The following is a 13,703-nucleotide window of genomic DNA, read 5'->3' as shown; positions in this document are numbered from 1 at the left end:
GACTCCCGCGTCCATGGGCCGACCCGCGACCCCGCCGCCGAACGATCTACCTGCGGAGGGGGCTAACGGGCCGCTGATCGGCACGCTGGGGGTTGTGGGCGTCGGGCTGATCGGCGGTTCGATCGCCGCGGCCGCGTTGAAGCGGTGCGTCGCGAACAGGGTGATCGGGTTCGGCCGCGACGCCGCCCGCCTCTCCGCCGCCCGCGACGCCGGCCTGCTCGACGACGGCTCGACCGACCCGCAGGAGGCCGCCGGTGTGGACCTGCTCGTCGTCTGCACCCCCGTCGGCCGGATCGCCGCGGACGTCCGCCGGTTCGCGGCCGACTTGGGCGCTGCCGCGGTCGTCACGGACGCCGGCAGCGTGAAGGGGCCGATCTGCGAGGAACTGCGGGACGTGCCTCGGTTCGTCGGTTCGCACCCGCTGGCCGGGTCGGAGAAGTCCGGCTGGGAGCACGCCGACGCCCACCTGTTCGCCGGGCGGGTGACCGTCGTCTGCGGCGAACCGGACGACGACCGGGCCGCCGCCGTCTCCCGCTTTTGGCGGGCGCTGGGCAGCCGGGTGGAATGGATGGCCCCGGAGGAACACGACGCCCGGCTGGCCCGCACCTCCCACCTGCCGCACGCGATGGCCGCCGCCCTCTGCCTCGCCGCGGACGCCGACCCGCGGCCGGGCCGCGGGGACGGTCGGCTGACCAGCACCGGGTTTGCCGACACGACCCGCGTCGCCGCCGGCGACCCGGCCCTGTGGGCGGATATTTTTCACGGGAACGCCGCGGCGGTGGGCGACGCGGTCGATCGCCTCGCGGAACGGCTGGGCGCCCTCAGCGCCGCCCTCTCCGCCCGCGATCGCGGGCAGATTGAAACGTGGCTCGCCGACGCGGCCGAGCGGCGGCAACAACTCATCGGGGCCAGCCTGACCGGCTCCGACCCTTCCAAAGGAATCGCTTGATGTTGTGGGACGTGGAGATCCGCCCGGCGGCCGGCCGCCGTGACGCGGAGGCCGAACGGGCCGCCGAACTGGCCCGCGGTCTGGGCCTGCCGATCGCCCCGACGGCGTCGGCCCGTTCCTTCCTGATCGAGGGCGACCTCACCCGGGAGCAGATCGAACGCGACGCCGTGCCGCTGCTGGCCGATCCGGTCGTGGAAACGGCTCGCGTCACCGCCTGCGACGCGACCCGGCCCGGGGACGACCCCGCCGGCAGCGTGCTGAACGTCCTCTACCTGCCCGGCGTGACGGACAACGTGGCCCGCAGCGCCAAGGGGGCGCTCGAACGGCTAAACGTGCCGGCGACGAACGTCGCCAGCGTGCGGAAATACTGGGTCCCGACCGACGGAGCGAACGGCGAGGCCGCCGCGGCGCTCGACCGCCTCTGCCGGCGGGTGCTGGCCAACGACAGCATCGAACACGTGCTCCGCGGCCCGCTGCGGCTGGATACCCTCGCCCTCGGCAAGCCGTACCAGTTCCAGCGCGTCACCGTCCCGCTGCGGACGATGGACGACGACGCCCTGATGCGGCTCTCGAAGGAGGGCCAGCTCAGCCTGTCGCTGGCGGAGATGCGGACCGTCCGCGACCACTTCGCCAAGCTCGACCGCGATCCCACCGACTGCGAACTGGAGAGCGTCGCCCAAACCTGGAGCGAGCACTGCTCCCACAAAACGCTCGCCGGACCGATCCAGTACGCTGGGCCGGAGGGGAACGTCGAATTCCGCAACATGCTGAAGGAGACGATCTTCGCCGCCACGGTGGCGATTCGGAAGCAGTTGGGCGCCGACGACTGGTGCCGCAGCGTGTTCGCCGACAACGCAGGCGTGGTGCACTTCGAGGGCGAGGGCGACGCGGAGCAGTGCGTCTGCATCAAGGTGGAGACGCACAACCATCCCAGCGCCATCGAGCCCTACGGCGGGGCGAACACCGGTCTGGGCGGGGTGATCCGGGACCCGCTGGGCACCGGGTTGGGGGCGAAGCCGCTGTGCAGCACGGACGTGTTCTGCTTCGCCTCACCGGACACCCCCGCCGACACCCTCCCCCCCGGCGTGCTGCACCCGGCGACGGTGATGGCCGGGGTCGTCGCCGGCGTGCGGGACTACGGCAATCGCATGGGCATTCCCACGGTCAACGGGGCCGTCTGCTTCGACGACCGCTACCTCGGCAACCCGCTCGTCTTCTGCGGCAACGTCGCCCTGATCCCCGCCGACAAGGTGGAGAAGAAGGTCTCGCCGGGCGACCGCATCGTCGCCCTCGGCGGGGCGACCGGCCGGGACGGCATCCACGGGGCGACCTTTTCGTCGGTCGACCTGCATGAGGAAAGCGAATCCGTCAGCGGCGGCGCCGTGCAGATTGGCGACGCCGTCACCGAGAAGATGGTCGCTGACGTGCTGCTGGCCGCCCGCGACCGCGGGCTGTACTCCGCCGTCACCGACTGCGGCGCCGGCGGGTTCTCGTCGGCCGTCGGGGAGATGGGCGAGGAGACCGGTGCCGAGGTGCACCTCGACCGGGCCCCGCTGAAATACCCCGGCCTGTCGCCGATGGAAATCTGGATCAGCGAAGCCCAGGAACGCATGGTCTTCGCCGTGCCGCCGGGGAACGTGGACGAGTTCGTCGCCCTGGCACAGTCCGAGGGCGTGGGCGTGGCCGACCTCGGCGAGTTCACCGGCACCGGCCGGCTCGTGCTGAAGTACGAGGGGAACCTCGTCGCCGACGTGGCGATGGAGTTCCTGCACGACGGCCGCCCGCACGTCGTGCGGCAGGCGACCTACGCCCCGGCCCCCGTCGAACCGCTGGCCCTGCCGGATAAGAGCGACTGGACCGCGGAACTGCTGGCGATCCTCGCCGCCCCGAACGTCGCCAGTAAGGAGTTCATCGTCCGGCAGTACGATCAGGAAGTGCAGGCCCACAGCGTGATTAAGCCGCTGGTGGGCGAGGCGGAGGACGGCCCCGGCGACGCCGCGGTGATCCGTCCCCTGCCCGGCTCGCAACGCGGGCTGGCCGTCGGCTGCGGCATCAACCCCCGGCTGGGCGACCTCGATACCGCCCGGATGGCGGAATCGGCGTTGGACGAAGCCGTCCGCAACGTCGTCGCCGTCGGCGCCGACCCGTCCCGCATCGCCGTCCTCGACAACTTCTGCTGGGGCAACACGGAGCGGCCGGAGACGCTTGGTTCCTTGGTGCGGTCGGCGATCGCGTTGAAGGATTACGCCGTCGCCCTCGGCACGCCGTTCGTGAGCGGTAAGGACAGCCTCTACAACGAGTTCGCCTACACCGACGCGGACGGGCAGCGAAGCACCGTCGCGATCCCGCCGACGCTGCTGGTCACCGCGATGGGCCAGGTGCCCGACAGCGGCCGGGCGGTGACGATGGATTTGAAGGAAGCCGGGAACCCGCTGTACCTCGTCGGCGAGACGAAGGACGAGTTGGGCGGTTCGCATCTCGGGCTGGTCCTCTCCCAAACCGGCGGCGCCCCGCCGACGGTGGCCCCGGAGACCGCCCCCACGGTCTTCGTCGCCGTTCACAAAGCCATCGCCGAGGGCTGCGTGCGGGCCTGCCACGACCTGAGCGAGGGCGGCTTGGCCGCCGCCGCCGCGGAGATGGCCTTCGCCGGCGGGCTGGGGGCGGAACTGTCGGTCGATCATGTCCCCGACGACGGGGAAAGTCTGTCGGACGCCGCCGCCCTGTTCAGCGAATCGAACACCCGATTCCTGATGGAAGTCGCGGCCGATCAGGCCGCGGCGTTCGAGCGGCACCTCGCCGACGTTCCGCATGCCCGGTTGGGCGCCGTGACCGGCGGCGATCGGCTCGTGATTCGCGGGGCCGACGGTCCGCTGATCGAAGCGGCTCTCATCGACCTCAAAGCCGCTTGGCAATCCACTTTCGCAGGGTACTGAACGATGTCCGACAAACCCCGCGTGTTCGTCTCCCGCGTGATCCCCGACGTCGGCCTCGACCGGCTACGGGAGCATTGCGACGTGGAAGTCTGGCCGAAGCCCACTCCCCCCCGCCGCGACACCCTCCTCGATAAGGTCCGCGGCTGTCACGGGCTGGTGACGATGCTCTCGGACAAGATCGACGAGAGCGTTCTCAACACCGCCGGCGACGGGCTGAAGGTCGTGGCGAACTACGCCGTCGGCTACAACAACATTGATGTCGCCGCCTGCCGGGAGCGCGGCGTGGCGGTCGGCAACACCCCGGACGTGCTCACCGACGCCACCGCGGACGTCGCCGCCCTGCTGATGCTCGCGGCGGCCCGCTGCGTCACCCCCGCTGCGGCGAGCGTCCGCGACGGCGGCTGGAAGACCTGGGCGCCGATGGATCACCTCGGCGTGGAACTAGTCGGCAAAACCGTCGGCGTGATCGGCCTCGGCCGGATCGGCCGGGCCTTTGCGGAGCGTTGCCGTGGCGGGTGGGGGATGAACGTGCTCTACACAGCGAACTCCCCCAAGCCGGACGCCGACCGCGACCTCGGCGCCCGCCGGGTCGAACTGGACGAACTGCTGGCCGAGAGCGATTTCGTCTCCCTGCACTGCCCGCTGACGGAGGCGACGGCCCACCTGATCGACGCCCCCGCCCTGGCCCGGATGAAGCCGACCGCCGTGCTGGTGAACACGGCCCGCGGGGAGGTGATCGATCAGGAGGCCCTGCACGCCGCGCTGAAGGAAAACGTGATCTTCGCCGCCGGGCTCGACGTCACCACGCCGGAGCCGCTGCCGACCGATTCGCCGCTGCTGGGTCTCTCGAACTGCGTGGTCCTCCCGCACATCGGCAGCGCCACGCGGCACGCCCGCGGGGGGATGGCGATCATGGCCGCGGATAACGTGCTCGCCGGCCTCGCCGGCCACCCGCTGCCCCACCCCGTCGGCTGACCAAGCCTCGCCGCACTTCCTCGTCGCTCTCACCCGTCGTTCCCACCGCAGCGCCCTCCATGACCGACCTTGCCCGCATCGCCCGTACCGCCGCCGTCGCCGCCCACGCGGCGGGGGAGGTGTTGCAGGGCTACCGCGGCCGGTTCGAAGTGGAAGAGAAAGGCCCGCAGGACCTCGTGACCGACGCGGATCACGCCGCCCAAGACGCCGTGGTGAAGGCCATCACCGATGCCTTCCCCGACCACGACCTGTACGGCGAAGAGGGGCTGCGGGAGGAACGCGGCGGCGAGTACCGCTGGACGATCGACCCGCTGGACGGCACCGGCAACTACGTGCACGGCTTCCCGTTCTACGCCGTCTCGATCGGGGTGGAGCGGCTGTCGGACGCCGGCGCCGCCCCCGCCGTCGGGGCGATCTACGACCCCAGCCGCGAGGAAATGTTCCTCGCCCTCCTCCCGCCCGACGGCGAGGCCGAAGCGACCGTGAACGGCCGGCCGATGCGGACCTCCCCCTGCACGGATCTGCCGCGGGCTTTCCTGATGAGCAGCATCCCCCGCAACAGCCCCGCGAACGCCCCGGAGGTCCGCCGGTTCACGCACATGCTGAACCGCTGTGAAACCGTCCAGCGGAGCGGTTCGGCGGCGCTGAACCTCGCCTACGTCGCCTGCGGGCGGGTCGACGGGTACTGGAGCACCAGCCTGAAGCCGTGGGATCAGGCCGCGGGGGCGGTGCTCGTGGAAGCCGCCGGCGGCACGATGCGAACGATCGACGGCGGCCCGTTTCGCATCGCGGACCCGGACATGCTCGCCTGCTCCAACGCGGCGCTGGCGGAGGCCACCGTGGCGGAGTTGGCCCGGGCCTAGGTCAGCTGCCACACGAGAGTCGCGGAGCCCACTGCCGCGCAATACGCCGCGAACCAGTGCAGGCGATCGTTGGAAACGGCCTTCCGCAACAGCGAGATCGCCGCCACGCCCACCAGGAACGCCGTGCCGGCCCCGGCGGCCAGCGGGCCGATCGGCAGGGCGTTGAGGCTCACGCCGGCGTCCAGCACCGATTTCGCCTCCAACAGCCCGGCCCCGGCGATCGCGGGGACGCCGATCATCAGGCTGAACCGCACGGCCTCCTCCCGGCTCAGCCCGCTCATCAGGCCGCCGGCGATCGTGCTTCCGCTGCGGGAGATCCCCGGCAGCAGGGCGAGCGTCTGAAAGGCACCGATCACCGCCGCGACCGGCAACGTGACCTCTCGGGAAGACGGCGACGCCTCTTCGCCGTCGGCCGGATCTGAGCGGCGGACTGCCAGGTATTGTCCGGCCAACAGCAAGCCCGCGGTGACCAGCAGGCACACGCCGACGACCGCCGGTTGGGCGAACATCGCCTCCACCCGGTCCTTCAACGGCGTGAGGGCCACCACGACCAGCGGGGCCGTCGCCACGGCGACGCTGGTGACGTAGCGCACGTCGGTCGCTGTCGCCCAGAGGTCGCGGCGGTAGGACCACAGGATCGACCCCAGCGTGCCCACGTGGAGCACGATGACCAGCAGGCGATTCCCCTCGGGGTCGATCTGGCGGCCGGTCGCCTCGTCCAACACCGCCTGGGCCAGCGACAGGTGGCCGCTGGAGGAGATCGGCAGGAACTCCGCGACCCCCTGCAACGCCCCCAGGGAGACGGCTTCGAGGTACTGCGAAAGCGGGGACACGGCGGGAGCTTCGGCGAGAATGGACCCGTTCACCCTAGGCCGCGTCCCGTTCGGCGCGGTGCGCGATTCGGATGAAGAATCGAATCAGATACGATCGAGCGTCGTGACCCACCGCATGATCGCCTCGACCGCCTCCGGGGCGAGCACGTTCGGGTCGTCCGGGTCCTCCGCCGGGACGTCCAACACGGCGAACGGGTAGCCGGCGTCCCGCAGCGCCGTCCGGGACTGCTCCGGCGGATCGCCGACCAGCAGGGGAACGACGGCGTCGTCCGGTTCGTTCTGCGGGAGCTGGGCAGGGGCGGCGTCCGTCACGGCCCCGCGGAGGACGCCGTCGGTCGTCAGCGCGATCCGCCACACGGTCGCCCCCTGATCGCCCAGGCCGTACAGCGACGTCCGCACCGGCTCGACGGCGTACCGCTCGCGCATCTGCTCCGCCGCCGCCTTGAGGAACGGCAGATCGCCGGGTTGGAACCCGCTGGCCCCCTCCGGCCGCGGGACCATCAAAATCACGCCATGCTCCTCGGCGGCGGGGCCGAGACGTCCGAACAGGTCGTCGGCCGTCATCGCCCCGTTCGGCGGCAGGCAGACGAGCAGCGCAAACCCGCCCCGCCCCGCCCGCTGCGGAACGAGCAGCGAACCGCCCCGCCCCTCGAAACCCGCCACCTCCAGATCGAGCCGGCCGCTCTGATCCGCGGGGAGCGGGTCGGCGGTCGGGTCGATCGTCTCCGGCAGTTCCTCCGGCGGGGCGGCGGGCGGTTCGCCCAACGCGACCGTGACCGGTTCGCCCTCGGCCCGTTCGAGGGAAAGCTCCGTGCCCGGCGCCCGGCGGGAGACGATCCGCCGCAGGTCGGCCGCCGTCTCCACCGGCTCCCCGGCGGCGGCGGTCACGACGTCCCCGACCTCCAGCGCCCCGTCGGCCGCCGAACCGGTGAAGACATGTGCGATGCGAACCCCGGCGAGCGCCTCCGCGTCCGGTTCGTCGGACGCGGCCGGGGGGTCGGCGGGGAGCACGCCGAGGTCACTCGGCCGCCAGGGGGGCAATTCGGCGACGAGGGTCGCCTTGAGTTCCACCTCCGCCCCGTCGCGTTCGACGACCAACATGGCCTCGTCCCCGGCGTAGAGCGGGCCGATCGCCAGCTGCGCCTCGTCGGGCCTCGAGACGGCCCGCCCCGCGACCATGACCAGTCGATCGCCCGGCAGCACGCCGGCCTCCTCCGCGGGGGAGAGCGGCCGGACCGTGTCGACCACGGGTTCGGCGTCCATCTTTGAACTCTTGAAGGTGACCCCCAGCTTGCCCGGCCGCAACGTGTCACCGGCGGCGAGCCGATCGAGCACGGGGAGCATCTCCTCCAGCGGCACCGCGAAGCCGATGCCGCTGTCGTACCATTCTACCCCACCGGTCCCGCCCTCGGCCGACAGCGGGGCGAGGATGCCGATCGTTCGGCCGGCGAGGTCCACCAGCGGCCCGCCGTAATTCGCCGGGCTGATTTTGGCGTCCGTCTGCACCGCCCGGCCGAGGATGCGGTCCTTGGCGCTGACCACGCCCACAGAGACGTTCACCGCATCCGCGGAGAAGGTCCGCCCGACGGCGATCGCCCATTCGCCGACGCGCAGGGCGTCGATCTCCGCGGGAACTGCGGCCGTCACGCCGCTGTCGTCGGGCAGTTCGACGCGTAACAGGGTCAGTTGGCGGGCTTCGTCCTCGCCCAGCCGCTCCGCGGCGACGCGTTCGCCGTGGGGCAGCCGGACCAGGATCGAGGTCGGATTGCCGGCGAGGTTCTCGCTGCTGGTGAGGATCAGGCCGTCCTGCCGCACGACGGTGCCGGTGGAGGGGCCGCTCGCCAAAAGCCGACCCTCGGCCGTGTCGACGCCGCCAAGGGTTTCGACCCGCACCACGCTGGGGCCGACCGCGGCGGCGACGGCCTTGAACGCTGCCTCCTCCTGGGCGACGAGGGCGTTGGCCGTCTGCCCGGCGCAGGCCAGCGCGGCGAACAGCGGGACGGCCAGCAACGGGGACGCGATCATCAGCGGCGGGGGCGTGAAAGTTCAGCGGGCGGTTCGCGGAGATCCTCCACGTCCGGCACGGCGATCGTCAGCGGGAGCAGTTCGCCGTCGCGGCGGACGACCACGTCGACCGGTTCCCCGGGTTCGACGGCCGCCAGACGGGCCCGCAGCAGGCGGATCGACGGAACCAGTTCCCCATCCAGCAGCACGATCAGATCGCCGGGCCGCAGGCCGGCGGCGTCGGCGGGGGAGCCGGGTTCGACCAGTTCGACGTACGCCGGGGTCCGCCGGACCACGTCCGCGACCAGCAGCGCCCCCAGGTCCGCCGGCTGCGGGCCGCCGGAGAACACCGGCGGGGCCACGTCGGAGGCGACGAATTCCCCCTCCATCATCGCCGTGAGCGTCGCGCCGATCACCTCAGCGGGCAGGGCGTAGTTGACGAAGACGTTCGTCGCATCGTTCTTCAATTCGCGGCCGATCACCCCGACCAGCAGTCCGGCCCGATCCACAACCGGCCCGCCCGCGGAGCCCGGGTTATTAGTGGGGGCGTCCAGAATCAGCACCGGGCCGGCAATGCCCGCGGCGTTGCGACCGCGGCGGGCGTCCAGTTCCGCCACGGCGCCGATCACCGCCCGCTGGACGCCGACCGGTTCGTCGCCGCCGGCGACCTTATAGGAGTTCGAAAACGCCAGCACCCGATCGCCGGCCTCGGCGGGGGCGAACGCGGCCGGGTCAAAGTATGGCAGGTCCAGGTCGTCCCGCTCCGGCTCCAACACCGCGAGGCCGCTGACCGGGTCGGCGGCGAGCAGTTTGCAGGTCAGCCGACGGCCGTCGTCCAGCACGACCAGGATATTCGGGCTCGCGTCCAGCACGTGATTGAACGCCGTCGCCACATGACCTCGGGGCGAGATGAGGAACCCGGTGCCGTAGGCCGGCAGCCCCCGCAGACCGCCGGCCCCGAAGATCTTCACCACCTTGGGCAGCGTGTCCGCGGTGACGGAGCGGGCGGACGACGGAGCCGCCGGCGCCGCGTCCGGAGCGTCCGCAGCCGGGTTTTCCTGCACGGCGATCAGGGCCAGCAGCACGGCGGAGAGGATCATTCAGCGTCTCCCGAATCGGCGACGGTCGCGGCGGTGAACTCGAAGTTGCGGTACGGCTGGCCGGCGGCGAAGACGCGCAGCCGCGACGGAATCGGCAGCGGGCCAGTCAGCCGCTCCTCGTCGAACCGCACCTCGACGGCGGCGCCGCGGTTGTCCTGCCAGGAGTCGAAGCCCCGCAGGAACCCCTTCCCGTCGGCGCCGACCGCCACGTAGAAGTGCGTCGTCATCCCGCGGTTCTCCGCGGCGAGCACGTCCACCGTCGGCCCGTCCCAGTCCAGCGGCTCCGTCCCGACGTAATGTAGGTCGGCGAACGCCTCCGTCTGGCCGCTTCGCAAAAGTTGCCACTGACGCAGGGCGAACAGCAGCCCCCCGGTGCTTGGCGGTTCGTCGGCCACATCGGCGTCCGGCTCCAGTGATTGGAGGAAGCGGTTCGCCCCCAGTTTCAGACCCACGCCGCCGTCAGCCAGGGTGAACTCCGCCGACACGCCGTCGACGTCCGTCCCGGTGATCCGCCAGGGGCCGGCGGAGAGGTCGTCGCCGAGGGAGGCCAGCACGCGGTCCCGTTCCACGTCGTTGAAATGGGCGTTCGCGTAACCGGGCCGCTTCTCCAACAGCGGCTTGACCACGTCGTTCGGCGGCGGCCCCGGCTTGGGGGCGACCGTTTGCAACAGGTCGGTCCGTCGGTTCAGACCGCGGGTGCGGACGAGGAAGTCCAGCGTCTCGGTCCCCCGCCGCACCGTCAGCGGCAGCGGCCAGCCGGCCGGATACACTCCCAGCACGTTTTTGAACTGGTTCACGCTGCGAATGGGCCGCCCGGCGAAGGCGACCAGTTCGTCCCCCTCCTTGATCCCGCGGACTTGAGCCGCGGAGCCGTCCAGCACGCGGTCGAACAGCACGTCGCCGTCGAAGTTGGTGCGGACGGTGGCGTTCAGCGTGCCGTGATCCAGCGCCCGGCCGCTGCGGAGATGGCCAAGGAAGTACTTCACCTGGTTCGAGCTGATCGCGTAGGCCGCCCCGCTGTTCACGCGGCCCCGCTTGATGCTGATTCGCCCGTTGATGCCGATCAGCCTGCCGGCCTGCGGCCCGTCGGCGGCGAACAGCGGGCCGCCGGAGTTGCCGGGGTTCACGCTGGCGTCGATCTGCAGGCAGTCGGTGTATTCGAGGAAGGTGCCGGCCGGCTCCTGATAGCGGTGCGTGCCGCTGACGAGGCCGTAGGTGACGGTCGGGGCGAAGTCGGACTTGGCCAGCAGGAACGGGTTGCCCAGCGCCAGACACCAGTCGCCGGGTCGGACGAGGTCGCTGTCGCCGAACTCCGCAACCGGGAAGTCGTCCCGGCCCAGCAGCTTGATGAGGGCCACGTCGCCGACCGGGTCGGTGCCGACGATCACGGCGTCGTAGATGCGGCCGTCGTTGAGGCCGCACTTCATCGCGTCGCCGCACCCGTCGGTGACGTGGAAGTTTGTGACGGCGTAGCCGTCAGCGGAGATCAGCACGCCCGAGCCGCCCCCGCCGCCGTCCGGGCCAAAGATGGCGACGACGGAGGGCGCCACCTTGTCGATCACCGCCACGCGGGCCGCCTGAGCCTCCAGCACGGCCGGATCGACCTTCAGCGGCGCCTCCGCGGCGTCGAGGGGCGACCCCAGGCAGGTCAGGAGCGCCGCGAAGACGAGCACGCCGCGGACTGTCTTCCTCTGCATCGTCATTGCGTGAGCCGCGCGTTCCCGAGGGCGAGGTGATCGCCGGCGAAGGGGTCGTCGCCGACGCCGACGGTGATCGTCAGAACGCGGACGCCGGTGACGTCGACGTCCAGTTCCAACGGGTCATCCGTATGCGTCAGGCGGCGAGTGAACAACTCCCGGCCGTCGCCGGCGATCGTCAGGTCGACCTCGCCGACGCCGAGGGCCCGGCGGGCGTCCTCAATGCCCGCGACGGCCCGCAGCCGGGCGGTGTCCTTCGGCAAACGCCACTCCAAGGCGGCCGGGGCGTGCAGCGTGAGGCCGCGGTCGAAGGGGCGGCCGGCGATGCGGATCGGTTCCCCCTCCAGATTGCGGTTCCGGCCGACGGGCCAAGGTTCGTCGGCCCAGCCGGCGGTGGTCTCGGAGGGCGCCCGGGTCGGCAGGTCCGCCAGCGGGGTGACGGAGCCGGCGGCGAAATCGATCGAGGCCACCCCGGTCAGCGGGGCGGTTAGCGTGCCGCCGCCGGTCAGCGTGATCTCCAGCGAACCGTCGTCCGTCAGCGCAAGCTTCGACGCCCGCAGGGCCCCGCCGACGTGCGGCCGCACCACCGCGGTCGGCTTGGACTCCGCGGCCGCCCGGCCAAAGACGATGCCGATAAAGTTCGCCCGCCCCCGGGGCAGCGGCACCTCGGAACCGTTCAGCAGGAAAGAAACGGTCTCCGCCCCCACGCCGCCGACGCTGCCGTCGAGCTTGTCCAGCCGCTCGCCGCGTCGCACCACCACGAGGTCCCCGTCCGGGTTCGAGGTCGCCAGTTCCTCCCACCGCTCTGCGTCGGCGCCGGCGAGGGGGCGGAAGCGGATCGCCCGCACTGACTGCCCCGGCAGCGACATCGCGTCCAGCCCCGGTACGTCTGCGTTCAGCCGTCCGTCAGAGAGCGTGACAGTGGAGACAGGCAGCGTGCTACCGTCGACGAGCCGCACCGCGGACTCCGGTGCCGGCGGGGCGGTCTCCGGGGGGGCGAACCGCAGTTCCGCCAGATCGGCGAACGGCAGCTCGCGTTCGCCGTCGGCGGTCGACAGCCGCAGCCGTTCGTCAGCCAGCCCGATGAGGGCGCCGGTCACCGACGGGCCGTCCAGCAGCGCCGCCTCCACCTCGGCCTCCACTGCCGCGGCGGCCGTCGGAGCGGCGGCCGGGGCGAGGGCCACGGCGACCAGCAGCGGGGCGAGGATCGGAAGCGGCCTCATCAATTCTCCTCGGCAGATTTACGGAAGTATTCTTCGACGACGCGGCGGTAGTGGCCGGGGTAGTCGCGGTCCAGAAGCGAGCGGGCGCGGGCCTGCTCCTTCTCGGGCAGATCGCCCCAGCCGCCGGGGCCGTCGGCCGGCTTCATGTCCGCGTCGCCGGCCGCCTGACTGCCCTTCAGCACGGAATCGCTGCCGGGATTGGAGGACTGATTCGACGGGGAGGGGGCGTCGCCGCCGCCCTCGCCGCCCCCGCCGCCCCCGCCGCCCCCGCCGCCGGCCTGGGCCTGCAGCTTTTCAATGATCGCGTCCAGCCGGGCGATGATCTCGTCCTCCCGCTTGCGGACCTTCGGGCCGGAGTCGCCGAGGTCCAGCCGGCGCTCCACGTCCCGCATCATCCCGGCGACCTCGCGAAGCGACTCCGGCTCCGTCTCCTCCAGTTCGCCCCGCATCAGCCCGGCCAGCGCCGTCATCGGCTCCGGCACGCGGGCGGTGCGCTCCAGCAGCGAACTCAGGGTCGACAGGGCCTCCTCCCGCATCAGCAGTTGGTGTTCGCTCACCGCCCGGTAATAGAGAGCCGTGGCGGGGTCGACCAGTTGGGCCGGATCGAGCCCCTCCAACTCCGCGAGGGCGTCGTCGTACATGCCCAGGCGGGCGAGGGTGCGGCCGACCAGCAGTCGCAGGTGATCCCGGGCGAAGGGGTCCGAAGAATCAATCGCGAAGTCCACGTCCGGACGCTCCTCCGGGGGCGGGCCGAGCGGATCGAGCGTCGCGAGCAGATCCTCGATTGCCGGGTCCGCGGCCCGCAGCGTATCCGCCAGCAGGTCCAGCCGTTCGGCGGGCGGGGCGGCGTCGGAGAGATCGTCCCAGGCGGAGAGAAGTTCCTCCCGGTTCGGCAACGGCTCGCCCCGAAGCGCGGTCCGGCGATCAAGGTAGGCCGTCACCGCCGCCCGCACCTCCCCCATCGGCGGGGGAGCGTAGGTCGCGGCGGAGGCGTCAGGCGCTGGGGCGGCCTCCGTCTGAACCGCCTCAGAGGGGGCGATCTCCGGCGGGGCGGCCTGAGCGGCGGCGAGGACCAGCAGCAGTTCGGCGATCGGCACGGCGGTTCACGGGACAGGACAGGGGACGA

The 13,703-nt window shown here is 71.8% G+C and carries 10 protein-coding genes; 4 read left to right on the top strand and 6 right to left on the bottom strand.

From position 1 onward, the window contains the following. The first annotated feature begins 13 nt into the window (after nt 1-13). Genes CA12_RS17000 through CA12_RS16985 form a run of 4 tightly spaced genes read left to right on the top strand, consistent with a single transcriptional unit; the run spans nt 14 to nt 5,720 of the window. Entirely contained in the window at nt 14-949 is a 936-nt protein-coding gene (locus tag CA12_RS17000) for a prephenate dehydrogenase (RefSeq protein ID WP_145360202.1), read from the top strand. Next, a complete protein-coding gene (gene purL / locus CA12_RS16995) occupies nt 946-3,882 on the top strand; it encodes a phosphoribosylformylglycinamidine synthase subunit PurL (RefSeq protein WP_449224219.1) in 2,937 nt (978 codons plus the stop codon). Before CA12_RS17000 ends, purL begins: the two co-directional genes overlap by 4 nt. 3 nt (nt 3,883-3,885) lie before the next feature. After that, nucleotides 3,886-4,857: a 2-hydroxyacid dehydrogenase gene (locus CA12_RS16990; protein ID WP_145360200.1), complete on the top strand. Its 972-nt coding sequence runs from the start codon at nt 3,886-3,888 to the stop codon at nt 4,855-4,857. Nucleotides 4,858-4,916: 59 nt separating this feature from the next. Next, the gene (locus CA12_RS16985; protein WP_145360199.1) at nt 4,917-5,720 is read left to right on the top strand and encodes an inositol monophosphatase family protein; all 804 of its coding nucleotides are present in this window, start codon (nt 4,917-4,919) and stop codon (nt 5,718-5,720) included. On the opposite strand, the gene CA12_RS16980 is transcribed toward CA12_RS16985, so the two are convergent. From CA12_RS16980 to CA12_RS16955, 6 genes are all read right to left on the bottom strand, one after another. Further along, nucleotides 5,717-6,553, bottom strand: coding sequence for an undecaprenyl-diphosphate phosphatase (locus tag CA12_RS16980; protein WP_165700821.1), 837 nt, complete (start codon nt 6,551-6,553; stop codon nt 5,717-5,719). The two genes, CA12_RS16985 and CA12_RS16980, sit on opposite strands and share 4 nt — an antisense overlap. A gap of 84 nt (nt 6,554-6,637) precedes the next feature. Next, the gene (locus tag CA12_RS16975; RefSeq protein ID WP_145360197.1) at nt 6,638-8,578 is read right to left on the bottom strand and encodes a trypsin-like peptidase domain-containing protein; all 1,941 of its coding nucleotides are present in this window, start codon (nt 8,576-8,578) and stop codon (nt 6,638-6,640) included. Next, nucleotides 8,578-9,657: a S1C family serine protease gene (locus CA12_RS16970; protein ID WP_145360196.1), complete on the bottom strand. Its 1,080-nt coding sequence runs from the start codon at nt 9,655-9,657 to the stop codon at nt 8,578-8,580. The genes CA12_RS16975 and CA12_RS16970 overlap by 1 nt, the downstream gene beginning before the upstream one ends. After that, nucleotides 9,654-11,354, bottom strand: a complete 1,701-nt coding sequence (locus CA12_RS16965) for a S1C family serine protease (RefSeq protein ID WP_145360195.1) — start codon at nt 11,352-11,354, stop codon at nt 9,654-9,656. The genes CA12_RS16970 and CA12_RS16965 overlap by 4 nt, the downstream gene beginning before the upstream one ends. 2 nt (nt 11,355-11,356) lie before the next feature. Further along, nucleotides 11,357-12,577, bottom strand: a complete 1,221-nt coding sequence (locus tag CA12_RS16960) for an NPCBM/NEW2 domain-containing protein (RefSeq protein WP_145360194.1) — start codon at nt 12,575-12,577, stop codon at nt 11,357-11,359. After that, nucleotides 12,577-13,674 carry a hypothetical protein gene (locus CA12_RS16955; protein ID WP_145360193.1) on the bottom strand — a complete coding sequence of 366 codons (1,098 nt, stop codon included), beginning with the start codon at nt 13,672-13,674 and terminating at the stop codon, nt 12,577-12,579. The genes CA12_RS16960 and CA12_RS16955 overlap by 1 nt, the downstream gene beginning before the upstream one ends. Nucleotides 13,675-13,703: the final 29 nt, after the last annotated feature.

It is taken from the genome of Alienimonas californiensis (assembly GCF_007743815.1).
In the GTDB taxonomy this organism is placed as follows: Bacteria; Planctomycetota; Planctomycetia; order Planctomycetales; family Planctomycetaceae; genus Alienimonas; species Alienimonas californiensis.
This window is presented reverse-complemented; position numbering and strand designations above follow the sequence as displayed.